The sequence below is a fragment of the Pseudomonas sp. PDM18 genome (assembly GCF_014852585.1).
GTDB lineage: Bacteria > Pseudomonadota > Gammaproteobacteria > Pseudomonadales > Pseudomonadaceae > Pseudomonas.
On sequence record NZ_JACVBX010000002.1, the window covers coordinates 324,562 to 344,521 of the forward strand.

The 19,960-nt window shown below is 64.2% G+C and carries 23 protein-coding genes; 8 read left to right on the forward strand and 15 right to left on the reverse strand.

Annotation, left to right across the window (positions count from 1 at the left end):
• The first annotated feature begins 153 nt into the window (after positions 1 to 153).
• Positions 154 to 993, forward strand: a complete 840-nt coding sequence (galU, locus tag IB274_RS06365) for a UTP--glucose-1-phosphate uridylyltransferase GalU (RefSeq protein ID WP_024767166.1) — start codon at positions 154 to 156, stop codon at positions 991 to 993.
• A gap of 60 nt (positions 994 to 1,053) precedes the next feature.
• Here galU and IB274_RS06370 read toward each other — a convergent pair whose 3' ends face one another.
• On the reverse strand, positions 1,054 to 1,485 hold the full coding sequence (locus tag IB274_RS06370; RefSeq protein ID WP_192431176.1) for a VOC family protein: 432 nt from the start codon (positions 1,483 to 1,485) through the stop codon (positions 1,054 to 1,056).
• An 88-nt stretch (positions 1,486 to 1,573) separates the two neighbouring features.
• Here IB274_RS06370 and gorA point away from each other — a divergent pair, with 88 nt between their 5' ends.
• Positions 1,574 to 2,932 (forward strand): glutathione-disulfide reductase, encoded by a 1,359-nt coding sequence (gorA, locus tag IB274_RS06375; protein WP_192431177.1) that lies wholly within the window; start codon positions 1,574 to 1,576, stop codon positions 2,930 to 2,932.
• Between the two features lie 62 nt (positions 2,933 to 2,994).
• Here the strand turns inward: gorA and IB274_RS06380 are convergent, their stop codons facing one another.
• Positions 2,995 to 3,993, reverse strand: coding sequence for a bile acid:sodium symporter family protein (locus tag IB274_RS06380; RefSeq protein WP_192431178.1), 999 nt, complete (start codon positions 3,991 to 3,993; stop codon positions 2,995 to 2,997).
• A gap of 98 nt (positions 3,994 to 4,091) precedes the next feature.
• On the reverse strand, positions 4,092 to 4,427 hold the full coding sequence (locus IB274_RS06385) for a hypothetical protein (RefSeq protein ID WP_192431179.1): 336 nt from the start codon (positions 4,425 to 4,427) through the stop codon (positions 4,092 to 4,094).
• Positions 4,428 to 4,559: 132 nt separating this feature from the next.
• Here IB274_RS06385 and IB274_RS06390 point away from each other — a divergent pair, with 132 nt between their 5' ends.
• Positions 4,560 to 5,033 carry an Lrp/AsnC family transcriptional regulator gene (locus IB274_RS06390; RefSeq protein ID WP_138215542.1) on the forward strand — a complete coding sequence of 158 codons (474 nt, stop codon included), beginning with the start codon at positions 4,560 to 4,562 and terminating at the stop codon, positions 5,031 to 5,033.
• Positions 5,034 to 5,064: 31 nt separating this feature from the next.
• Here IB274_RS06390 and IB274_RS06395 read toward each other — a convergent pair whose 3' ends face one another.
• Positions 5,065 to 5,571 (reverse strand): DUF1993 family protein, encoded by a 507-nt coding sequence (locus tag IB274_RS06395; RefSeq protein WP_192431180.1) that lies wholly within the window; start codon positions 5,569 to 5,571, stop codon positions 5,065 to 5,067.
• An 89-nt stretch (positions 5,572 to 5,660) separates the two neighbouring features.
• Positions 5,661 to 6,374: an endonuclease gene (locus IB274_RS06400; RefSeq protein WP_192431181.1), complete on the reverse strand. Its 714-nt coding sequence runs from the start codon at positions 6,372 to 6,374 to the stop codon at positions 5,661 to 5,663.
• A 446-nt stretch (positions 6,375 to 6,820) separates the two neighbouring features.
• On the opposite strand from IB274_RS06400, the gene IB274_RS06405 reads away from it, so the two are divergent.
• Complete coding sequence (locus IB274_RS06405) at positions 6,821 to 7,186, forward strand: hypothetical protein (protein WP_192431182.1); 366 nt, start codon at positions 6,821 to 6,823, stop codon at positions 7,184 to 7,186.
• 6 nt (positions 7,187 to 7,192) lie between these two features.
• Here the strand turns inward: IB274_RS06405 and IB274_RS06410 are convergent, their stop codons facing one another.
• Entirely contained in the window at positions 7,193 to 7,378 is a 186-nt protein-coding gene (locus tag IB274_RS06410; protein WP_192431183.1) for a hypothetical protein, read from the reverse strand.
• Between the two features lie 112 nt (positions 7,379 to 7,490).
• Positions 7,491 to 7,805, reverse strand: a complete 315-nt coding sequence (locus tag IB274_RS06415; RefSeq protein ID WP_192431184.1) for a transcriptional regulator — start codon at positions 7,803 to 7,805, stop codon at positions 7,491 to 7,493.
• A 222-nt stretch (positions 7,806 to 8,027) separates the two neighbouring features.
• Here IB274_RS06415 and IB274_RS06420 point away from each other — a divergent pair, with 222 nt between their 5' ends.
• Positions 8,028 to 8,408 (forward strand): hypothetical protein, encoded by a 381-nt coding sequence (locus IB274_RS06420; protein WP_192431185.1) that lies wholly within the window; start codon positions 8,028 to 8,030, stop codon positions 8,406 to 8,408.
• Positions 8,409 to 8,633: 225 nt separating this feature from the next.
• Positions 8,634 to 10,019 carry a CoA transferase gene (locus IB274_RS06425; RefSeq protein ID WP_192431186.1) on the forward strand — a complete coding sequence of 462 codons (1,386 nt, stop codon included), beginning with the start codon at positions 8,634 to 8,636 and terminating at the stop codon, positions 10,017 to 10,019.
• Here IB274_RS06425 and IB274_RS06430 read toward each other — a convergent pair.
• From IB274_RS06430 to IB274_RS06445, 4 genes are all read right to left on the reverse strand, one after another.
• The gene (locus tag IB274_RS06430) at positions 10,006 to 10,572 is read right to left on the reverse strand and encodes a flavin reductase family protein (protein ID WP_192431187.1); all 567 of its coding nucleotides are present in this window, start codon (positions 10,570 to 10,572) and stop codon (positions 10,006 to 10,008) included. The two genes, IB274_RS06425 and IB274_RS06430, sit on opposite strands and share 14 nt — an antisense overlap.
• Positions 10,573 to 10,593: 21 nt before the next feature.
• Positions 10,594 to 11,511 (reverse strand): bestrophin family protein, encoded by a 918-nt coding sequence (locus IB274_RS06435; protein WP_192431188.1) that lies wholly within the window; start codon positions 11,509 to 11,511, stop codon positions 10,594 to 10,596.
• A 143-nt stretch (positions 11,512 to 11,654) separates the two neighbouring features.
• Complete coding sequence (gene mmsB, locus IB274_RS06440; RefSeq protein WP_192431189.1) at positions 11,655 to 12,530, reverse strand: 3-hydroxyisobutyrate dehydrogenase; 876 nt, start codon at positions 12,528 to 12,530, stop codon at positions 11,655 to 11,657.
• Between the two features lie 140 nt (positions 12,531 to 12,670).
• Entirely contained in the window at positions 12,671 to 14,179 is a 1,509-nt protein-coding gene (locus IB274_RS06445; protein ID WP_192431190.1) for a CoA-acylating methylmalonate-semialdehyde dehydrogenase, read from the reverse strand.
• Positions 14,180 to 14,310: 131 nt separating this feature from the next.
• Between IB274_RS06445 and IB274_RS06450 the strand changes: the two genes are divergently transcribed.
• Positions 14,311 to 15,210, forward strand: coding sequence for a LysR family transcriptional regulator (locus IB274_RS06450; protein ID WP_192431191.1), 900 nt, complete (start codon positions 14,311 to 14,313; stop codon positions 15,208 to 15,210).
• A 164-nt stretch (positions 15,211 to 15,374) separates the two neighbouring features.
• On the opposite strand, the gene IB274_RS06455 is transcribed toward IB274_RS06450, so the two are convergent.
• The 4 genes from IB274_RS06455 to IB274_RS06470 form a co-directional block, all read right to left on the reverse strand.
• The gene (locus IB274_RS06455; RefSeq protein WP_192431192.1) at positions 15,375 to 16,076 is read right to left on the reverse strand and encodes a YebC/PmpR family DNA-binding transcriptional regulator; all 702 of its coding nucleotides are present in this window, start codon (positions 16,074 to 16,076) and stop codon (positions 15,375 to 15,377) included.
• 75 nt (positions 16,077 to 16,151) lie between these two features.
• Positions 16,152 to 16,571, reverse strand: a complete 420-nt coding sequence (locus IB274_RS06460) for a PaaI family thioesterase (protein WP_192431193.1) — start codon at positions 16,569 to 16,571, stop codon at positions 16,152 to 16,154.
• On the reverse strand, positions 16,568 to 17,368 hold the full coding sequence (locus IB274_RS06465; RefSeq protein WP_192431194.1) for an RNA polymerase sigma factor: 801 nt from the start codon (positions 17,366 to 17,368) through the stop codon (positions 16,568 to 16,570). The genes IB274_RS06460 and IB274_RS06465 overlap by 4 nt, the downstream gene beginning before the upstream one ends.
• A gap of 222 nt (positions 17,369 to 17,590) precedes the next feature.
• Complete coding sequence (locus IB274_RS06470; protein WP_192431195.1) at positions 17,591 to 18,979, reverse strand: PLP-dependent aminotransferase family protein; 1,389 nt, start codon at positions 18,977 to 18,979, stop codon at positions 17,591 to 17,593.
• A 195-nt stretch (positions 18,980 to 19,174) separates the two neighbouring features.
• On the opposite strand from IB274_RS06470, the gene IB274_RS06475 reads away from it, so the two are divergent.
• Positions 19,175 to 19,948, forward strand: a complete 774-nt coding sequence (locus tag IB274_RS06475; RefSeq protein ID WP_192431196.1) for a class II aldolase/adducin family protein — start codon at positions 19,175 to 19,177, stop codon at positions 19,946 to 19,948.
• Positions 19,949 to 19,960 lie beyond the last annotated feature (12 nt).

Here is a 19,960-nt window from a genome sequence, read left to right on the forward strand (position 1 = left end):
CTAAATCGGGGCAGTGATGGTCAGATGCGGGTGCCACTAGTTTCGCAAGTCTCCACAAGAGTCGTGCAGCTTGCAATCCGGGGCATTGTAAGGCGGGCGCAGCCTGATTAGACTGCGCGCAACTCGCACCCCTGTCCCTCTCGAAGGACTCCCATGATCAAGAAATGTCTGTTCCCGGCCGCCGGCTACGGTACCCGCTTCCTCCCGGCCACCAAGGCCATGCCCAAGGAAATGCTGCCGGTGGTGAACAAGCCGCTGATCCAGTACGCCGTTGAAGAGGCACTGGAAGCCGGTCTCGGTGAAATCGGTATCGTCACTGGCCGCGGCAAGCGCTCCCTCGAAGACCACTTCGACATCAGCTACGAGCTGGAGCACCAGATTCGCAACACCGACAAGGAAAAGTACCTGGTCGGTATTCGTCGCCTGATCGACGAATGCACCTTCTCCTACACCCGTCAGGTCGAGATGAAAGGCCTGGGTCACGCTATCCTGACCGGCCGCCCGCTGATCGGTGACGAACCCTTCGCCGTTGTGCTGGCGGACGACCTGTGCCTGAACCTCGAAGGCGACAGCGTCCTCAAGCAGATGGTCAAGCTTTACAACCAGTTCCGCTGCTCCATCGTGGCGATCCAGGAAGTGCCGCCGGAAGAGACCAACAAGTACGGCGTGATCGCCGGCGAGATGATCCGCGACGACATCTATCGCGTGAACACCATGGTCGAGAAGCCGAAGCCCGAAGACGCCCCGTCGAACCTGGCGATCATCGGTCGCTACATCCTGACTCCGGATATCTTCGACCTGATCGAGCAGACCGAGCCGGGCAAGGGCGGTGAAATTCAGATCACTGACGCCCTGATGAAGCAGGCCCAGGACGGCTGCGTGCTGGCCTACAAGTTCAAGGGCAAGCGTTTCGACTGTGGTAGCGCCGAGGGTTATATCGAGGCGACAAACTTCTGCTACGAACACCTCTACAAGACTGGCAAGGCCTGGTAAGTCCGGACCTTTCCACTCTTCGGGAAAGCCACCTTCGGGTGGCTTTTTCGTTTTTCCGGCCTACATCGAGCGTGGAATCGGCATCGCCTCCGAGCCGGGCCCGAGCGGCTGGCCGTAGCTGAACTCGATGTAGTTGCCGGCTGGGTCGCGTAGGCCGCAGTAATAGCCTACGGGGTAGGGCTCTTCCCTTGGTGCCCAGACCAGGCAGCCGGCAATGTCGGCATCCTTGGCGATGCGGTCGACCTCATCTCGGGTGTCCACGGCGAAGCCGAAGTGGCTGTAATCATCGCTTGCCAGATGGCGTTGCTGCCCGCCGGGCATGACGACGAAAATGAAGCTGTGCTCCTTGCCCGGTTCCGCCATCCAGACGATGCGCGAGCCCTTGCCGTCGCGCTCGTGGATCACGCGCATGCCGCAGAATCGCTCGTAGAACGCAACGCAGGCTTCCAGGTCGGGCACGTGCAGGGCCAGGTGGGTCAGGGTCGGGCGCATGGCGATACCTCCTTCGGGACCGGCAGTTGGCAGGATAGGTTAGGCGCCATGAGGTATGCTGCCCGACATATCCAAGCGGAGAACCATGATGTCTTTCGATTTTGACCTGTTCGTCATCGGTGCGGGTTCCGGCGGTGTGCGCGCCGCGCGCTTCGCTGCAGGCTATGGCGCCAAGGTGGCTGTGGCGGAAAGCCGCTACCTGGGCGGCACCTGCGTCAATGTCGGTTGCGTACCGAAGAAACTGCTGGTGTACGGGGCGCACTTCCATGAGGACTTCGAGCAGGCAGCCGGATTCGGCTGGACCTTGGGCGAAGCGAGCTTCGACTGGAAGACCCTGATTGCCAACAAAAATCGCGAAATTCATCGGCTCAATGGCATCTACCGCAACCTGCTGGTGAACAGTGGCGTGTCCCTGCTGGAAGGCCATGCAACGCTGCGGGACGCGCACACCGTGGAAGTCGACGGGCAACGCTTCAGCGCCAAGCACATCCTCATTGCTACCGGCGGCTGGCCGCAGGTTCCGGACATTCCCGGCAAGGAACACGCTATCACCTCAAACGAAGCCTTCTTCCTAGAGTCGCTGCCGAGCCGGGTGCTGGTGGTCGGCGGAGGTTACATTGCGGTGGAGTTTGCCGGCATCTTCCATGGTCTGGGCGCACAAACCTCGCTGCTGTACCGCAATGAGCTGTTCCTGCGTGGCTTTGACCGCAGCGTGCGTGAGCACCTGCGCGATGAGCTGACCAGGAAGGGGCTGGACCTGCAATTCAATAGCGATATAGCGCGCATCGACAAGCAGGCAGACGGCACCCTGGCCGCCACCCTCAAGGATGGTCGTGTGCTGGAGGCGGATTGTGTGTTCTACGCCACTGGCCGCCGACCGCAGCTGGACAACCTGGGCTTGGAGAGCGTCTCCGTGGAGTTGGACGACCGCGGTTACGTGAAAGTGGATGAGGCTTATGGCACGAGCGAGCCGTCGATCCACGCCATCGGCGATGTGATCGGCCGCGTGCAACTGACCCCTGTGGCGCTGGCCGAAGGCATGGCGCTGGCGCGCAAGCTGTTCCGTCCGGAGGAGTATCGTCCGGTGGACTACAAACTGATCCCCACCGCGGTATTCAGCCTGCCGAACATTGGTACCGTTGGCCTCACTGAAGACGAAGCGCGCAGCGCCGGGCACAAGGTGAAAGTCTTCGAGAGCCGCTTCCGGCCGATGAAGCTGACGCTCACTGAAAGCCAGGAGCGGACTCTGATGAAGTTGATCGTCGATGCCGATAGCGACAAGGTGCTGGGATGCCATATGGTGGGCCCGGATGCCGGGGAGATGCTCCAGGGCATCGCCGTTGCGCTGAAGGCCGGGGCGACCAAGCGGGTGTTCGATGAAACCATCGGCATCCACCCGACGGCTGCCGAGGAATTCGTCACCATGCGCACGCCAGTCGGCGCCTGACGGCGAGGCAGCAATAAAAAAGCCGGTGCAGATGCACCGGCTTTTTTATGGGCGTCAGGTCGTCAGCTACTGCGTTCCAGCGAGGCGTGGCTGTCTTCCTGGCGCTGCGCGTAGCGCTGGGCGAGCACGGCGCAGACCATCAGCTGGATCTGGTGGAACAGCATCAGCGGCAGCAGGATCACACCGACCGTGCTGCTGGCGAACAGCACCGAGGCCATGGGCACGCCGGTGGCCAGGCTCTTCTTCGAGCCGCAGAAGACGATGGTGATGCGGTCTTCCAGGGAGAAGCCCAGGTAGCGGCCGAGAAGGTTGGTGGCGATCAGCGCCAGGGCCAGCAGTACGCAGCAGGCAACGACCAGGCCGGCCAGGGCGGGCAGCGGGATCTGGTGCCAGAGGCCCTGGATCACGGCGGCACTGAAGGCGGTGTAGACCACCAGCAGGATCGAGCCCTGGTCGACGTATTTCAGCACCGGCTTGTTGCGCTCCACCCAGGCGCCGATCCAAGTGCGCAGCAGTTGGCCTGCCACAAAGGGCACCAGCAGTTGCAGGGTGATCTTGCCGATGGCGTCGAGGGTCGATATGCCGGTGTCGCCGTGGGCGCCGATCAACAGTTGCACCAGCAGTGGCGTCAGGAACACACCCATCAGGCTGGAGGCTGAGGCGCTGCAGATCGCGGCGGGCACGTTGCCGCGCGCCAGCGAGGTGAAGGCAATCGACGACTGCACGGTGGCGGGCAGGGCACAGAGGTAGAGCATGCCCAGGTACAGGTCGGGGGTCACCAGCGGCGACAGCGCCGGTTTGAGCGCCATGCCGAGGATCGGGAAGAGAATAAAGGTGCAGGCGAACACCAGTAGGTGCAGGCGCCAGTGGGTGGCGCCGGCGATGATCGCCTGGCGCGACAGCTTCGCACCGTGGAGGAAGAACAGCAGCGCGATGCCCAGGTTGGTGATCCAGCCGAAGATCACGGCAGCGGTGCCTTCGCAGGGCAGCAGGCTGGCAACGGTCACGGTGGCGATCAGCGCCAGGGTGAAGTTGTCGGGGAGCAGGCGTGGGCGAGCCATGGGCACATCTCTCATCGTTGTTGTGTGTGAAAGACCGCTAGGGTCAGGTTCGCACTCTAAGCCCGGGAGGATGTGCCGGCTAGCGCCAGAAAGTCAGCTTATGTCGCTGAAAGGACAGTTTCTGCGCCTTGCACGTGCAGATCGACGGAGCACACGCTGACCATGCCGCGCATGCGCTGCGCGATTACCTCGGCGCGGTAGCGTGGCAGGGTGTTCACCCGCAGGGCTATGTCCATCCAGTCCTCCCGGCGCGAGGACTCGACCTCGGCCGGGATGTGGCCCTGGAGCGCGAACTGGTTCAGCAGACGGCAGAGGATGTCGGCATCGATCTCAGAACGGATCAGGTAGCGCACGTCGGCGGCCGCTTCGGTGGGAACCGGACGGTCCTGTTGATCCAGGGATAATTCGACGAGATGGAGTGCGGGGAGCGTCATGACGGCTGGCCGATACAGGGGGAGTGAGGGATATTCTGCGGCCCGTGCCGAGGATTTATTTGCCTTTTTTTGTCTATTAGGCGGAAATCTGTGCATTAATGATTCTTTTAATTTATCTGTGCAGAATCATCTATGCCCATTTCGCTGGATGCTCATGACCGCAAGATCCTCGCCCTGCTGCAGGAGGAGGCCACTCTTTCCACGGCGGAGATCGCCGAACGTATCGGCCTGTCCCAGTCACCGTGCTGGCGGCGGATTCAGCGGTTGAAGGAGGAAGGGGTGATCCGCAAGCAGGTGACCCTGCTGGATCGCAAGAAGATCGGCCTGAATACCCAGATATTCGCCCAGGTGAAGCTCAACGCCCACGGGCGCAATCACCTGACGGATTTCGCACAGGCCATGGAGGCATTTCCCGAGGTGCTGGAGTGCCATGTCCTGATGGGCGCCGTGGACTTCATGCTGCGCATCGTCACGGAAGATGTGGAGGCGTATGAGCGCTTCTTCTTCGAACGGCTGTCCCAGGTGCCGGGGGTCCAGGAGATCAACTCCATTGTGGCGCTCTCGGAGATCAAGTCCACCACCACGTTGCCGCTGCCGCGCGGCTGAAGGGCGCCGGGGAGGCCAGCGCCCGGGGCGGTCAGGCGCCGCCCAGGTAGTCCATCTTGCCGACTTCCACGCCATTGTGGCGGAGGATGTCGTAGGCCGTGGTGATGTGGAAATAGAAGTTCGGGTTGACGAAGCCCAGTAGGAAGTCCGAGCCCTTGAAGCTGACTTCGCGGGTGCGCAGCTTCAGTTCGATGGTGCGGTTTTCGGCGCCTTCGAATTGCTCGGGCTTGAGGGTCTTGAGGAACTCGATGGTCTTGGCGATGCGCGTCTGCAGTTGGTCGAAGGTGGTTTCGTCATCGGCGTAGCTCGGCACATCTACGCCGGCCAGACGCGCGCCAGCGCCCTTGGCGGAGTCGGAGGCGATCTGCACCTGGCGAGCCAGGGCGAACATGTCCGGAGCGAGGCGGGCGTTGATAAGGACGGAAGGGTCGATGGACTTGGCTTGAGCGTGCTCGGCAGCCTTGGTGAGGATCACCGAGAGGTTGCCGAGCATGCGGATGAAGACGGGAACGGAAGCCTGGTAGATCGAGAGGGACATGCTGCGTACTCCAGACAGATAAAGGTGGGGCTCGTCACGCGGGACGGCTGTCGGAGTCTACTGCTGGCGTTTGCGGCTGTCGCCAGGCTTCAGCGCCTGGCCACTTTCGGCGTCGGGCAGCGGTCGGTTTCGATCGGGCCGACATAGGGGTTGCCCCAGCCCATCACGCAGCCAACCATCTGGTTTCGCTGCCGCTCCCAGGCTTCCACCGGGTACTGCTTGCTCCAGGCGGTGAACAGCTGGCGGTCCTGGTTGGATAGTCTCAGGCCGTAGCGGTCGCTCATGTAGAAGTAGGTGCGGGCGATCATGCCGCGAATCTGCGCGCGGGGCATGGCCTTGCGCGCCTTGAAGTCCACCACCATCGGGCAGGCGCCGTACTGCGAGGGCTTCTGCTGCAGCCAGCCGAAGCTGAAGTTGTTCCGATCACCGTTGACCTCTCCGATGCTCGGCACCAGGTTGTGCAGGTCGGCCTCGGCCTTCTGGTACACCCGGTCATTGCGCGAGCAGTTCTTGCGCCCGCCGCTCTGCCAGCACTGGCGCTGATGGCCGATCACCCAGGCGGGGACGATGTGTTCCCACTCGATGCGCGAAGCCCGGTTTGCATTCTTGCGGGGGGTGTAGCCGCAGCTCTTCAGGTCGACCTTGGTGCCGTTGTAGCGGCAGCCGCAATAGAACTCTACTGATTGGCGGGCGTAGAGCTTGCGTCCGACCTTCTTGGCTTCTTCGAAGGTGCGCGGGGCGGCAGCGGTGGCGATAGTGGGGATGGTGAGGATCAGCAGCAGGGTCAGGCAGCGTCCGAACATGAGGCGTTCCTTACGAAAGTCGCTGCATCTTACTGATTGAGAAAGAAATGCCAATCGTGGCAATGGAATGGCAAGGGGTGGCTTGCCCAGACGTAGGCGTTGGTTGGGCCACCGCGCCATGTGCCCGCTGGGAACGCTTCGCAACAGGTCTTCGTCATCTAATAAAAAACTTTAGGATATCTATTTATCATATTGTTTTTAAAGGGAAAAATATTCTATAAAAAGCTTTAAGAGTCGGCGCTATCAGCTTGATTCAGGTGAAGAATGAAGCAGTCTCGAGGGGCTTGCCGCCGAGCACCACCCTGATGAGGCTGTTTCGTACTTATGACGTGATAATAATGCTGTAACTAGCTGATCTATAAGAATTTAGATTGAGTTGATGCATGGCTCTGCAGCGAGCGGCAAGGCTTGGTAAGCTGGAGCCTTTCCATCATCGGGATATCGCCATGATCGGTCTCAGAATCCTCGGGGCCATCGCCTGTTGTGCCCTGGCGCTTCCCGTCTACGCGCAGCAGTTTTCCACGCAGGAAAGGCAGTCCCAGCAGAACTACCAGGGTCAGCCGCAATGGCAGCAGTCGCCGCCAGTGATCCAGCGCATCTACATCAGCCCGGGTGCGAGCGGAAGCGTGGAGAGCTCTTCCAGCTGGCAGCGCAATGACGGTTATGGTGGTGTTCGGGTACCTCGCAGCTACGGCGAGACACGCTCGGGCACTGTGATCATCGACCAGGGCAGCGGCGGCATCCGGCAGAGCATCGAATACCCCAACGGCTCGGTCTATCCGCGCGGTAATGGCTATTACCAGCAGCAGTAGGCCGGATCAGTCGATCAGGTCGTCGCGGGTCAGGCGGGATTTGCGCAGGCCGCCGTGGCTGTAGAACAGCCCGGTATCGCCGCGCCAGTGGAAGAGTGTGGCGAGAAACGCGGAACTGACCCGGCCCACATCCCAGCTACGGAGTTTGCGGTAGGCCCAGAGCCAGCTGTCATCGGAAGAAGGGGCGCTCATGGAATCGTCCTTGATTCGGCAAGCGGAAAAAGTGCATGGGACATTAGTGCGCCGGGTGGGCCTTCGCAAGTCGCTGCTCCCGCAATTGTGACCTGCGAAAAAGCTCGCCTGCTCAGGCGGTGCTGACCGCCTTCGATTCCTCGACGTACTCCTTCAGCCAGCGCAGGACTTCCACGGCATCCCAGCGGCTGGGATCGAACATGGCGTAGGCCTGGCCCTGGTAACCCACTACATCCAGCGGCCGGTGGTAGCCGGCGCGCTGCATCAGGGCCTCGATTTCCGCAAAGCACGCGTTGAAGTGGGTGCGGCTGAAGGGCGTCTTGCCCTCTGTGACCAATCCCTCCAGCAGCAGTTCCGACACGGCCTCGCTGACTTCATCGATGGCCATGTGGTTCACGGTGTATTTCAGCTGATGGATGCTCACCATCGCTTGCTCCTCAATGGGGTTCTGGCCCATGCCCTGTGATTCGAGGTGATCGACGTAGCCAATGGACTGTGGCCTTTCGTCGAGGTTTAAAAAATTTTCGCAAAATACTGTATGCATGAACAGTATTTTCTCCTAGTATCACTCTCGCGGTCTGACAGAAACCCTGAAGTGCCCGTCGCCACTGGCCCGGCGCGCACTTATCTGAGAACAGGAGCAATGGCGATGCTGCAGAAACTGATGCTTTGCGCAGGTGTGGCGATGCTGGCGGGCTGTGCCCAGCCCCAGGCGGACGTCCCGCGTGCCAATGGTGCCTACCTCATCATTGAGGGCAAGGAGGCCTGGGCCGTGCTCGTGGCCGACGGCAAGCGCATCGAGGAGCGCGGCACGGTGCGCGACGCCATCCGTCTACCGAAGGAGCGCTCGGCGATTGCTGCCAGCTACGTGATTGACACGCCCAACTGCGGTCGCCTGCAATGGCTGACCGAAGGCGAGGGTGACTCCACCGTGCGCCTGTCCGCGCGGGGCGCAGCGGACGATCTGTCGAGCTGCCAGATCAGCGATGGGCTCAGCCGCATCTGGACCGCGCTGGACTATTCGAGCTGAGTTACAGTCTCCGGACAATGTGATCTCCCACAAAATGTTTCGGCCGGTCCTCTCTTCACGTTTTTTTCACACCCGGGAGCAGAGGATGAAAACAGCTAAGGGATTAGCTCCCCATCGAAAAGCCCGCTTGATTGCGGGCTTTTTATTGCCTGTCGACCAAGGTTGGCTCGCCCGCCTGACGCTGCGCAGCTAAGGTGAAACTCCAAGGAAAAGGCGGAGATAGAGATGCAGCGCGTTCTTGCAGAGCGACTTTGGATTGCCCTGGGCGGTCAGGCCGAACGCCTGAGTCACCTGGCCTTTCGCAGCGAAGGCTCCCTGCCTTCGGCTTTCTTCGTCACCGAATTGGCCGCCGCCAGCATCGCCAGCGCGGGGCTCGCGCTGGGCGAGTGGCTGGAGCCGGACTCCGGTGCCGCCACGTCCCTGGTCGTGGACCGCCGGCTGGCTTCCTTCTGGTTCTCCACTTCCTTGCGCGCCCAGGGCTGGACTCCTCCCGACCTGTGGGACGCCATCGCCGGCAACTACCGCACCCGCGACGGTTGGGTTCGCCTGCACACCAATGCCCCGCATCACCGCGCCGCTGCCCTTCGGGTGCTCGGTACCGAGAATGATCGTGATCGGGTCGCAGACGCCGTGGCGAATTGGGATGCGGGCGAACTGGAGCTGGCGATCGTGAAGGAAGGCGGTTGTGCGGCCGAGATGCGCTCCTGGGACGCCTGGAAACAGCACCCGCAAGGCCTCGCCGTTGCCCGCGAGCCGCTGGTATTGCGCGATCTCCAGCTGGTGTCCGCGCCTTCTCTGGATATCGAGATCGACCGCGAGCGCCCATTGGCCGGATTGCGCGTGCTGGACCTGACCCGAGTGCTGGCCGGGCCGATTGCCACACGCTTTCTTGCCGGCTTTGGCGCCGAGGTCCTGCGCATCGATCCGCCGGATTGGGATGAGCCTGGCGTGGTGCCGGAAGTCACCCTGGGCAAGCACTGCGCGCGCCTGGACCTGCGCCAACCAGCGGATCGCGAGCGCTTTCAGGCGCTGCTCGCGAGCGCTGACGTAGTGGTACACGGCTATCGGACCGATGCCCTGGATCGCCTTGGGTTCGGTGCCGATGTACGGCGGACCATTGCGCCGGGGCTGGTGGATGTCAGTCTGAACGCTTATGGCTGGTCAGGCCCCTGGAGCGAAAGGCGTGGTTTCGACAGCCTGGTGCAGATGAGCAGCGGCATCGCCGAGGCGGGGCGTGTCTGGCGGGGCGAAGACAAGCCCGTACCCTTGCCGGTGCAGGCGCTCGATCACGCCACCGGCTACCTGATCGCGGCCGCCGCCTTGCGCGGCTTGGCCGAGCGCCGGCGCAGTGGCCGTGGCAGCCGTTGGCGGTTATCGCTGGCGCGCACGGCGCAATGCCTGCTGGAGGCTGGAGTTTCGTCGGTGGGTTCGCTGGAGCTGGCGGCGGAGACAACCGCCGATCTGGCACCGGGCATCGAGACAACGCCCTGGGGGCACGCGCGGCGCCTGCGTCCGCCGCTGCAGGTCGCGGGCTCGCCGCTCTACTGGGAGCTGCCGGCCTCCGAGCTGGGCTCGGCGCCGGCAACCTGGCAGCCGGTCAGGCCCGACTGACCTGGAACGCCTCGCCGGTGGCGAAGAAGGCGCCGCCGGCCTGGTAATGAATGGTGCGCAGCTCGTCGCTGGGGAAGTGCCAGCGGCCATTGGAGAAGGCGCGCTCATCCGCATAGGCGGCGACTACTTCGGCGATGAACAGGTCGTACTTCTCCTGGTTGTGTGGCTCGCTGATCACCTTGCACTCCAGGTAGGCGACGCAGCCATCGACGATCGGCGCCTCGACCTGCTTCGCACGGGAAGTGCGAATGTCCAGCTGCTCGAACTTGTTGCCCTCGCCACCGTTGCTCGAGCCAACCGCCAGGGTCAGCTCAGCCTGCTGGCGCGTCGGCAGCTGGATGACGAAGGCGGCCGAGCCTTCCACCAGATGGCGCGACCAGGTGTTGCGGTCGAGCACCAGCATCAGCTTGGGCGGATCGAAATCCAGCGGCATGACCCAAGCGGCGGCCATGACATTGGCGACACCTTCGTGCTCGCTGGTGACTATGGTGCTCGGGCCGTGGTTGAGCAGCAGGTAGGCCTTGTTCAGCGGCACGTCTTTCAGGTGGTTCATTCAGATGTCCTCAAGTCCGGATCAGAGCAGCAGGCCGTCCACCGGCTTCAGCGGCTCAGGTAGGTCGGTTTCACCGAAGATTTCCAGCACGGCGATTTCCATGTTGCGGCTCATGGCGTCCAGCGGCAGGTCGTTGGGTTGGGTATCGAAAGGGTCGGCGATCTGGTCGCCCAGTGCATCCAGCCCGAAGAAGGTGTAGGCCAGCACGCACACCGCCAGCGGGGTGAACCAGCCGATACTGTCCACCAGGCAGAACGGGAGCAGGAAGCAATAGACGTGCACGATGCGGTGCAGCATCAGGATGTACGGGTAGGGGATCGGCGTGTTGCGGATGCGCTCGCAGCCGCCCAGTACGTACGACAGGCGAATCATCTGCTGGTCGATGGCGGCCAGGGTGATGTCGCTGGCGCCGCTGGCACGGCCACGGTCGGCGAAGCGCTGGCCGAGGCTGGCGAGCAGGACGTTGGTCGGGCTGCGGCTGGTGGCCAGGGCGCTAGCTTCCTCACCCATCAGGCGGCGCACATCGTCGCTTTGCGGGATGCCGCGCAGTTGGTCTCGAAGGGCGTAGGTGAAGGCGATCAGCTGATTACCTAACTGATGACGGCTTTCGCTGTCCAGGTCTGGCAGCAGCGTACGGGTCTGTCGCGCCAGGTTGCGGGTCACTATCAGTAGTTCGCCCCAGAGCGTGCGCGCTTCCCAGAAACGCTGGTAGGCGACGTTGTTGCGAAAGCCCAGGAAGATCGCCAGCGTCAGGCCCCAGAGGGTGAAGGGCGTGGAGGTGATGATCACCTTGTAGTGGTAGAGCGTGCCGTGGGTGGCCACCACCAGCGAGCTGAGCAGCACCGTGTAGAGCACCTTGCGCCAGATGGCCGGGATGATCGATCCCTTGAGGGAGAACAGCAGGACCCAGAGTGTCGGGCTTTGCGGGCGGAGGATCATCGGGCGGCATCCGGTGGGGCGGAGCGCGCATGATAGCCGAGATGGGTGGGTTGCTGGGGCAGGTGTAGGAGCGGACTCCGTCCGCGATAGGTTCGCATCGCGCCGGAGACCATCGCGGACGGAGTCCGCTCCTACGCAGGGTTTCAGCTCTGTTCGTAGAGTTTCACGATTGCCGAGAAGTCCAGCTGGCCGTTGCCCTGGTTGCTGAAGGTCTGGAACAGCTGCTGGGCCAGCGCGCCGAGCAGCACGGGTTGGCGCACCTGGCGCGCGGCCTCGCTGGCCAGGCCGAGGTCCTTGAGCATCAGATCGGTGCCGAAACCGCCGCTGTAGCCACGAGTTGCCGGGGCGCCGGTGAGCGGGTTGTTGACTTCCGAGCTCCAGCAGCGGCCGCTGGAAGTGTTGATGATGCCGGCCAGCACCTGCGCGTCCATCCCCAGTTTCACGCCCAGGGACATGGCTTCCGCCACGCCGATCATCGAGATGCCCAGCAGCAGGTTGTTCGCTACCTTGGCCACCTGTCCGTTGCCGGCGCCACCGCAATGCACGATGTTCTTGCCCATGGCCGCCAGCACCGTGCGGGCGCGCTCGAAATCGGCCTGCTCGCCGCCGACCATGAAGGTCAGGGTGCCCGCGGCGGCGCCAGCGGTGCCGCCGGAAACTGGCGCATCGAGCATCGGGTTGCCATGGGCGAGGGCGGCAGTGCTGACCTCGCGGGCGTTCAGCGGGTCGATGGTGGACGAGTCGATCAGCAGCACGCCGGGTTGCACGTTGGCCAGCAGGCCGTCGTCACCGAGGAAGACCTGCTTCACGTGGGCGGCGGCGGGCAGCATGGTGATGATCACCTCGACATCGTCGCGCGCCACTTCGGCGGGGGATGCCAGGGCGCGGGCGCCGAGGTCGACGGCCGCTTCCACGGCCTTGGCGGAGAGATCGAAGACGCTCAGGTCGAAGCCGGCCTTGAGCAGGTTGGCGGCCATGGGGCCGCCCATGTTGCCGAGTCCGATGAAGCCGATGCGCATGGATTGATCCTCTTCTTCTTGTTCGGGGCGCCCGGTCGGGCAGGCGCGAAAGGAGGTGCCCGCCCGCGTGGTGCCGGGCCCGGACCAGCATCCTTGCTGAAGTCCGGGGCGGCTCGGGGCGAGCGGGCGGGCAGGCTGACTTATTTGAGATTGATGGTGGTGTTCACCGCGCCGCCGACCTCGTTCTCATCGAACCAGCGTTCGGTGACGGTCTTGGTCTGGGTGTAGAACTGCACCACCTGCTTGCCGTACGGGCCCAGGTCGCCGAGCTTGGAGCCGCGCGAGCCGGTGAAGGAGAACAGCGGTACCGGCACCGGGATCGGCACGTTGATGCCCACCTGGCCGACGTCGATCTCTTCCTTGAAGTGCCGCGCGGCGGCGCCGGAGCGGGTGAACAGTGCGGTGCCGTTGCCGTTGGGGTTGGCGTTGATCAGCTCGATGGCCTCGTCGAAGGTCTTCACCGACACCACGCAGAGCACCGGGCCGAAGATCTCCTCGCGGTAGATGGTCATCTGCGGGGTGACGCCGGAGAACACGGTCGGGCCGACGAAATTGCCCTTGGCGTAACCGGCCACCTGCGGGTTGCGGCCGTCCAATTCCAGTTTGGCGCCTTCCTGGGTGCCGCGTTCGATCAGGCCGCTGACGCGATCCAGCGCTGCGCAGGAAACCAGCGGGCCGACGTCGGTGTTGGCCTCGGTGCCGCCGCTGACCTTGAGCGTTTGTGCCTTTGCCACCAGGTCGGGAATCCACTCATGGGCTTCGCCCACCAGGATCGCGACCGAAAGCGCCATGCAGCGTTGCCCGGCAGCACCGAAGGCTGCGCCGGCAATCGCGTTGAGGGTCTGCTCCTTGTTGGCGTCGGGCAGCACGATGGCGTGGTTCTTCGCGCCCATCATGCATTGCACGCGTTTGCCGGCCAGGGACGCACGGTTGTAGACGTGGGTGCCGACGCGGGTGGAGCCGACGAAGGAGACAGCCTTGATGTCCGGGTGATCGCAGATGGCGTTCACCACGTCCGGGCCACCATGGATGACGTTGAGCACACCCGGCGGCACACCGGCCTCATGGGCCAGTTCGACCAGGCGCATGGTCACCATTGGGTCCTGCTCGGAGGGCTTGAGGACGAACGTGTTGCCGGTGGCGATGGCCATCGGGAACATCCATAGCGGGATCATCGCCGGGAAGTTGAAGGGGGTGATGCCGGCGCACACGCCGATGGGCTGCAGGATGGTGAAGGTATCCACGCCGCCGGCCACGTTGTTGGCCAGCTCGCCCAGCTGCAGGTTGCCGATGGCCGAGGCGTGCTCGACCACCTCAAGACCGCGGAACACATCGCCTTCGGCATCGGGCAGGGTCTTGCCCTGTTCGGCGGTGAGGATCGCCGCCAGTTCCTTCATGTTCTCGCGGATCAGCTGCTGGTACTTGAGGAAGATGCGCGCGCGGGCGCCGATGGGGGTCTTCTTCCAGGTCTTGAACGCGGCCTTGGCGCTGGCGACGGCGCGGTCGACTTCCTCGGGCGTGGCGAAGGGCACGCGGGCGAGGACTTCCTGGGTGGCGGGGTTGATCACGTCGCGCCATTCGGAGGTGGTCGACTCGACGGGCTTGCCGTCGAGGAAGAGTTTGACGGTCGGGACGGCAGTTGCAGTCATCGGGGTTCTCCCAGCCTGAAGGCTTTCTTGTTGTCTGGAACGATCCTAGCAGTGCATTTTTGATGTGCTCAATGGGGTGATCTGCAAGTATGCTCTGCGTTTTTGCAGACATGCTCCGCGCCGAGGCAGTTATGGACTGGGACAACCTGCGGTTTTTCCTCGAGCTTTCCCGTGCTGGCAAGCTGACCGTCGCCGCGCGACGCCTGGGCGTCGACCACACTACCGTCGCCCGCCGCCTGCAGGCGCTGGAGAAGAGCATCGGCGCCCAACTGCTGGTGCGCGAGCCCGCCGGTTACCGACTGACCGAGGCCGGCCACGGCTTGTTGCCCCAGGCCGAGGCCATGGAAAGTGCCTGCAAGGTCATCGAGAAACGCCTGGCCGGCGCCGAGGACAACCTCTCCGGCAAGGTGCGCATCGGCGCCACCGAAGGTTACGGCTCGACGCTGTTGACCTCGCAACTGGTGGAGTTGAACCGCCGCCACCCGCACCTGGGAGTGGACCTGCTGGCGGTGCCGCGCGCACTGCAACTGTCGCGCCACGAGGCAGACATCGTCATCACCCTGGAGCGCCCCGGCCGCGGGCCGTACATCATTACCCGGCTGACCGATTACGTGCTGCGCCTCTACGCGTCGAAGGACTACCTCGCCGAGCGTGGGCCGATCCGCAATCGGGACGACCTGCGTGAGCACGCCCTGGTGGGTTATGTCGACGACCTGCTCTACAGCAAGGAGTTGCAGTACCTCGACGAGATCGGTCGGCCGCTGCATATGGCGCTGCGCTGCACCAGTATTCTCGCCCAGCAGCGCGCGGTGGCGGAGGGCGCCGGGCTGGCGATCCTGCCGGCGTTCGCGGCAGCCGAAGACCCGTCGCTACAGCCGGTTCTGGCGGGAGAAATCGAATTCGTGCGGACCTTCTGGATGCTGATGCCGACCGAGCTCAAGGACATCGCGCGGATGCGCACGACCTGGGATTTCCTGCGTGAGAAAGCGGAGGGAAGCCAGGATGTGCTGATGGGGCGAACCAACCTGTAGGAGCGAGCTTGCTCGCGAACAAATTCACCGGCAGCTCAGGCGTCAAGCGGGTTCGCGAGCAAGCTCGCTCCTACAAGGTAATACCAGCGCCGGAGTTTGCCCTCTCCACCGGAATGAAAAAGGGCGGCCAATCGGCCGCCGTTTCTGTCTTGCTCCAGCCCGACTTACGCCAGACCGACGTAGAGGTTCTGAACGTCGTCGTTGCCGTCAAGGGCATCGAGGAAGGCTTCGACTTCCTCCAGCTCCGCGTCGGACAGGCTCACCGGGTTCTTCGCCTTGTAGCCGAGCTTGGCCGAGGCGACGGTGAAGCCGTGCTCGGGCAGGGCGCGGCAGACGGTGTCCAGGTCGGTGGAGTCGGTGAGGAACAGGGTGTCGCCTTCTTCCTCGCCCGGCTCGAAGTCCTGGGCGCCGGCTTCGATGGCGGCCAGCTCCGGGTCGGCGTCAGCGCTGGCCGGGGTGGCCTCGACCAGACCCAGGTAATCGAAGTCCCAGGATACCGAGCCGGAAGCGCCCAGCTGGCCCTTGCGGAACAGCACGCGGATTTCCGCGATGGTGCGGTTTACGTTGTCGGTCAGGCACTCGACGATCACCGGCACGCGGTGCGGGGCGAAGCCTTCGTAGACCACGCGCTCGAAGGTGGCGGCGCCGTCCAGGAGGCCGGCGCCTTTCTTGATGGCGCGCTCCAGGGTGTCGCGCGGCATCGAGGCCTTCTTGGCCTGCTCGACGACCAGGCGCAGTTTCGGGTTCATGTCCGGGTCGGCGCCGTTGCGCGCGGCGATCATGATTTCCTTCGACAGTTTGCCGAAGATGCGGCCCTTGGCGTTGGCGGCGACTTCTTTATGTTTGGCTTTCCACTGGGCGCCCATAGTGATCTCTTGCTGGCGGTTGCTGATGGGCGGCAAGTCTAAGGCCTCGCGCGGCCGCTGGCGATATCCGCTGGATCAGCGCGGGACCGCGAACACCGCACTGGCCTGCGCCACCACCTTGTCGCCCACCGACAGCAGCGCATTGGCGAAGGCCATCTGCCGGCCGCGCCGGCTGTGCAGCAGGCGGATGCTCAGCCAGTCGCCGACCTGGGCACCGGAGACGTAGTCCAGGGTCAGGCTGGCGGTCACCAGCGGCTGCGGTGGCTGGCTGGAGAAGGCCATGGCGTAACCCATGCCGATGTCCGCCAGGGTCGCGAGGATGCCGCCATGCACGCCGCCGCGGCTGTTGGTGTGGCGTTCGTCCAGCAGCAGGCCCAGCTCCAGTGAGTCACCTTCGCCGCGCACCAGAAATGGGCCAAGCAGATCGAGCAACGGGTTGCGCCGCTGCAGCGGCTGGAAGCCTTCGGGGTAGTCCAGATCGGCGAGTGCGTTCATTGCCAGTCTCCGGTGTGCTGCTGCAGTACGGCGCGAACGGTTTCGATGACCCGATGCGGGACGCGGTAATCGGGGTGGGCGCGGAACACCGCCGCGGCATCGGCCAGGCGGGTGAGGGCGAGCAGCTCGCTCTCGGCCTCGCGGGTGTCGCTAGCGCCAGGCGGCAGCGCGAGGGCCTGGCGCTCGCAGGAACAGGCGGCGTGCGCGTTGACCAGCCCGCAGTGCTGCTGCATGAACTCATCCAGCCGCTGGCGTGCCCGTGACAGGCGCTTGCGGTAGGCCGCCGGCTCGATCTCCAACACTGCGGCTGCCGTCTCCGAATCCAGTCCGAAGGCGATGTTGAGCACGTAGGCCAGACGCTGCTCGCGCTCCAGGCACATCAGCATGCCTTGGGTGCAGGCCAGGGCGATGCGCTCGGCGGCCAGCTTGTCGGCCGGTTCCAGTGGGCGTTCATTGGCTTCTGCCAGGCGCAGGCCGAGGTCGAGTTTGTCCGCCAGGGCTTCCAGCGACACGGTAGGTGTCTCGCGGACCTTGGTACGCGCAGTCAGCAATGCGTTGCTGGCGATGCGGAAGGCCCAGGTGGAGAACTGGCTATCGCCGCGAAAGCTGGCGAGGTGCGTGGTGATGCGCAGGAGGATTTCCTGGCTGGCGTCCTGGGCGTCTTCCCGGCGGCCGAGCATGCGCAGGGCGAGGTTGTAGACCGGTGCTTGCAGGGCAAGCAGCAACGCGTCGAGGGCGGCGGGGTCGCCTTGCTGGGCGCGTTGCAGTTGCTGCAGGTCGGTGGCGGGAAATTTCACGGCGTGCTCCTGACGTGCCGGACGAAATGTCGGCTGTTCTTCCTTGGACTCGGCCCCGCTGAATTTTGTGACTGTCAGACCCTCCAGGCCGCAAAAACATGCCTGGAAATTCTGGTAGGCGCGAGCTCGCTCGCGAATGGACTTGCAGGCAGCCAGGGCGCCTGGGCGGTTCGCGAGCAAGGACTGGGCGTCCCCCTCGGTCCTACAGAAGGGCGGTGGACTTCAACCCTGGGCGGATAAGAAGGTGTAAAGCCGCTCATCCAGCGAGTGCGCAACGTTGAAGCGCATCCACGGCACGCTGCGACCGTCGGGCATGAACAGTTGGCCGGGGAACAGCAGGATCTTCGCCTCCTTGGCGCGGCCGGCGAGCAGGGTAGCATCGTCCACCGCGCGGTGCCGGGCCCAGAGGAACAAGCCGGCGCGGGGTTCGTGGAAGATTTCCAGGCCGGCAGCTTCCAGGCGCCGCGCCACGCTGTCGTGGGCTTCGCCGAGCTGGTCGCGCAACTGGCGCACGTGCTTGCGGTGGCGGCCCTGCAGGAGGATGTCCAGGGCCAGGGTTTCGGTCAGTTCCGAGCTAGTCAGGCCGCTGACCATCTTCAGCGGCACCAGTTCCTCGATCAGCTCGGGATGCGCGGCGATGAAGCCGGTGCGCAGCGCCGGTGCGATGACCTTGGACAGGCTGCTGATATAGATCACCCGCGCCAGCTGGTCGAGGTTGGCCAGCAACAGTTGGCCGGCGGGGTCGAGGTCGGCATAGATGTCGTTCTCGACGATGAGAAAATCGTACTTCTCGGCCAGTTGCAGCAAGCGGTGCGCAGCGGCCAGTGACAGGCTGCCACCGGTGGGACTCTGCAGGCGCGCCTGGGTGAAGTAGACCTTGGGGCGGTGCTCGCGGGCCAGTTGCTCAAGTCGATCGAGATCCAGCCCGTCGGCGCTCCGAGGCACGCCCATCAGCTGCGCGCCCTGCAGGCGCAGGTTGAGGAATAGGTTGTGGTAGCCGGGCTCGTCGACCAGCACCGGATCGCCACGCTGCACCAGGTAGCGCACGGTCAGGTCCAGCGCCTGGCTGGCGCCAGCGGTCAGCAGGATCTGCTCGGGGCTGGCGGCCACGCCCGCATCGCCCAGGCGGTCGGCCAGCTTGCCGCGCAGCTTGGGGTTGCCCTTGCTGTGACCGTAGTTGCCGAACTGCGTCGGCTCTTCCCGCGCCAGGCTGCGCAGCCCCCGCAGCAGGCCTTCGCCATCGAGCCAGTGCTCGGGCAGCAGGCCGACGCCGGGGCGCAGCTCCATGCCCAGTGGCTGGAAAACCTTGTGCAGCAGCAGGTGCGCATCGAAGTCGAATTCGGTGGGTGCCGCATTGCTGGCGCTGTCTTCGATCAGCGGGCCGCGCACGTAGAAGCCGGCATTGGGCACCGCGTTCAGGCAGCCGCGCGCCACCAGCCGGTCGTAGGCCTCGACCACGGTGAAGTGGCTGACGCCATTGGCCTGGGCGAACTTGCGGATCGAGGGCAGCTTGGCGCCGGGGCGCAGGCGCTGCTCGTCGATGGCCTGGGCGATGCCTTCGACGATCTGGGTGACCAGGGGAATGTCCGAGGTGGGGTCGAGCAACAGCATCCGGAGGTCCGATTCTTGGGTGGGTGAGCGACGGGCAATCTGTACAGGTCCGCGGACCATAACAGCACTGCAATTTCTGCGTTGTCCCTGTGCATGGTGCGGGCGGGGCGTGGCCAGCACACTCGGTCACGTGAAGCGGCAAACCGCCGCAGCGCCTGAATAAGAACCCCCCAACAAGAACAGGGACAGCCCGTCATGCGTGACACAGCTTACAACATCGATCCGTCGAGCATTTCCGCCGAAGAGTGGCAGGCGCGCTGCGACCTCGCCGCGCTGTACCGGCTGATCGCGCACTTCCGCTGGACCGACCACATCGACACCCATATCTCCGCGCGGGTGCCGGGCGAGCCGGGCCACTACCTGATCAACCGCTATGGCGTAATGTTCCATGAAATGCGCGCCTCCGACCTGGTGAAGGTCGACCATGCGGGCGACGTCATCGACCCGCGCTTCGGCCCGAAAAGCGTCAACCGCGCCGGCTTCAACATCCATTCCGCGGTGCACGCCGCCCGCGAGGATGTGGCCTGCGTGATCCACACCCACACCGCCGCCGGCATCGCCGTGTCCGCCCAGGAAGACGGCCTGCTGCCGATCAGCCAGCACGCGCTGAAGTTCTACAACCGCCTGGGCTACCACGACTACGAAGGCATCGCCCTGGACCCGGACGAGCGCTCGCGGCTGGTCAACGACCTGGGCGGCCACATGGTGATGATCCTGCGCAACCACGGCCTGCTGGCTACCGGGCGCTGCATTGCCGAGGCCTTCAATCAGATCTACTTCCTCGAGCGCGCCTGCCAGGCGCAGGTCCAGGCGTTGGCCGGTGGCCGCCAGCTGCGTTACCCCCCGCACGCCGTGTGCGAACGCGTTGCCATGCAGGAAGAGGAGGCGCTGGTCGACGGCCTGCACCTGCTGGCCTGGGAATCGGCCCTGCGCCTGATCGAGGACGGTGAGGCCGCCTACCGCAGTTAATGGCAATAGGCG

What these genes read in the sequence shown, in the direction of transcription:
- IB274_RS06425 (WP_192431186.1), top strand. Translation starts at nt 8,634, where the DNA reads ATGCAGCGCGTTCTTGCAGAGCGACTTTGGATTGCCCTGGGCGGTCAG.
- IB274_RS06460 (WP_192431193.1), bottom strand. Translation starts at nt 16,571, where the DNA reads ATGAACGCACTCGCCGATCTGGACTACCCCGAAGGCTTCCAGCCGCTG.
- IB274_RS06470 (WP_192431195.1), bottom strand. Translation starts at nt 18,979, where the DNA reads ATGCTGTTGCTCGACCCCACCTCGGACATTCCCCTGGTCACCCAGATC.
- IB274_RS06430 (WP_192431187.1), bottom strand. Translation starts at nt 10,572, where the DNA reads ATGAACCACCTGAAAGACGTGCCGCTGAACAAGGCCTACCTGCTGCTC.
- galU (WP_024767166.1), top strand. Translation starts at nt 154, where the DNA reads ATGATCAAGAAATGTCTGTTCCCGGCCGCCGGCTACGGTACCCGCTTC.
- IB274_RS06405 (WP_192431182.1), top strand. Translation starts at nt 6,821, where the DNA reads ATGATCGGTCTCAGAATCCTCGGGGCCATCGCCTGTTGTGCCCTGGCG.
- IB274_RS06415 (WP_192431184.1), bottom strand. Translation starts at nt 7,805, where the DNA reads ATGGTGAGCATCCATCAGCTGAAATACACCGTGAACCACATGGCCATC.
- IB274_RS06370 (WP_192431176.1), bottom strand. Translation starts at nt 1,485, where the DNA reads ATGCGCCCGACCCTGACCCACCTGGCCCTGCACGTGCCCGACCTGGAA.
- gorA (WP_192431177.1), top strand. Translation starts at nt 1,574, where the DNA reads ATGTCTTTCGATTTTGACCTGTTCGTCATCGGTGCGGGTTCCGGCGGT.
- IB274_RS06475 (WP_192431196.1), top strand. Translation starts at nt 19,175, where the DNA reads ATGCGTGACACAGCTTACAACATCGATCCGTCGAGCATTTCCGCCGAA.
- IB274_RS06420 (WP_192431185.1), top strand. Translation starts at nt 8,028, where the DNA reads ATGCTGCAGAAACTGATGCTTTGCGCAGGTGTGGCGATGCTGGCGGGC.
- IB274_RS06450 (WP_192431191.1), top strand. Translation starts at nt 14,311, where the DNA reads ATGGACTGGGACAACCTGCGGTTTTTCCTCGAGCTTTCCCGTGCTGGC.
- IB274_RS06390 (WP_138215542.1), top strand. Translation starts at nt 4,560, where the DNA reads ATGCCCATTTCGCTGGATGCTCATGACCGCAAGATCCTCGCCCTGCTG.
- IB274_RS06395 (WP_192431180.1), bottom strand. Translation starts at nt 5,571, where the DNA reads ATGTCCCTCTCGATCTACCAGGCTTCCGTTCCCGTCTTCATCCGCATG.
- IB274_RS06400 (WP_192431181.1), bottom strand. Translation starts at nt 6,374, where the DNA reads ATGTTCGGACGCTGCCTGACCCTGCTGCTGATCCTCACCATCCCCACT.
- IB274_RS06445 (WP_192431190.1), bottom strand. Translation starts at nt 14,179, where the DNA reads ATGACTGCAACTGCCGTCCCGACCGTCAAACTCTTCCTCGACGGCAAG.
- mmsB (WP_192431189.1), bottom strand. Translation starts at nt 12,530, where the DNA reads ATGCGCATCGGCTTCATCGGACTCGGCAACATGGGCGGCCCCATGGCC.
- IB274_RS06410 (WP_192431183.1), bottom strand. Translation starts at nt 7,378, where the DNA reads ATGAGCGCCCCTTCTTCCGATGACAGCTGGCTCTGGGCCTACCGCAAA.
- IB274_RS06380 (WP_192431178.1), bottom strand. Translation starts at nt 3,993, where the DNA reads ATGGCTCGCCCACGCCTGCTCCCCGACAACTTCACCCTGGCGCTGATC.
- IB274_RS06455 (WP_192431192.1), bottom strand. Translation starts at nt 16,076, where the DNA reads ATGGGCGCCCAGTGGAAAGCCAAACATAAAGAAGTCGCCGCCAACGCC.
- IB274_RS06385 (WP_192431179.1), bottom strand. Translation starts at nt 4,427, where the DNA reads ATGACGCTCCCCGCACTCCATCTCGTCGAATTATCCCTGGATCAACAG.
- IB274_RS06435 (WP_192431188.1), bottom strand. Translation starts at nt 11,511, where the DNA reads ATGATCCTCCGCCCGCAAAGCCCGACACTCTGGGTCCTGCTGTTCTCC.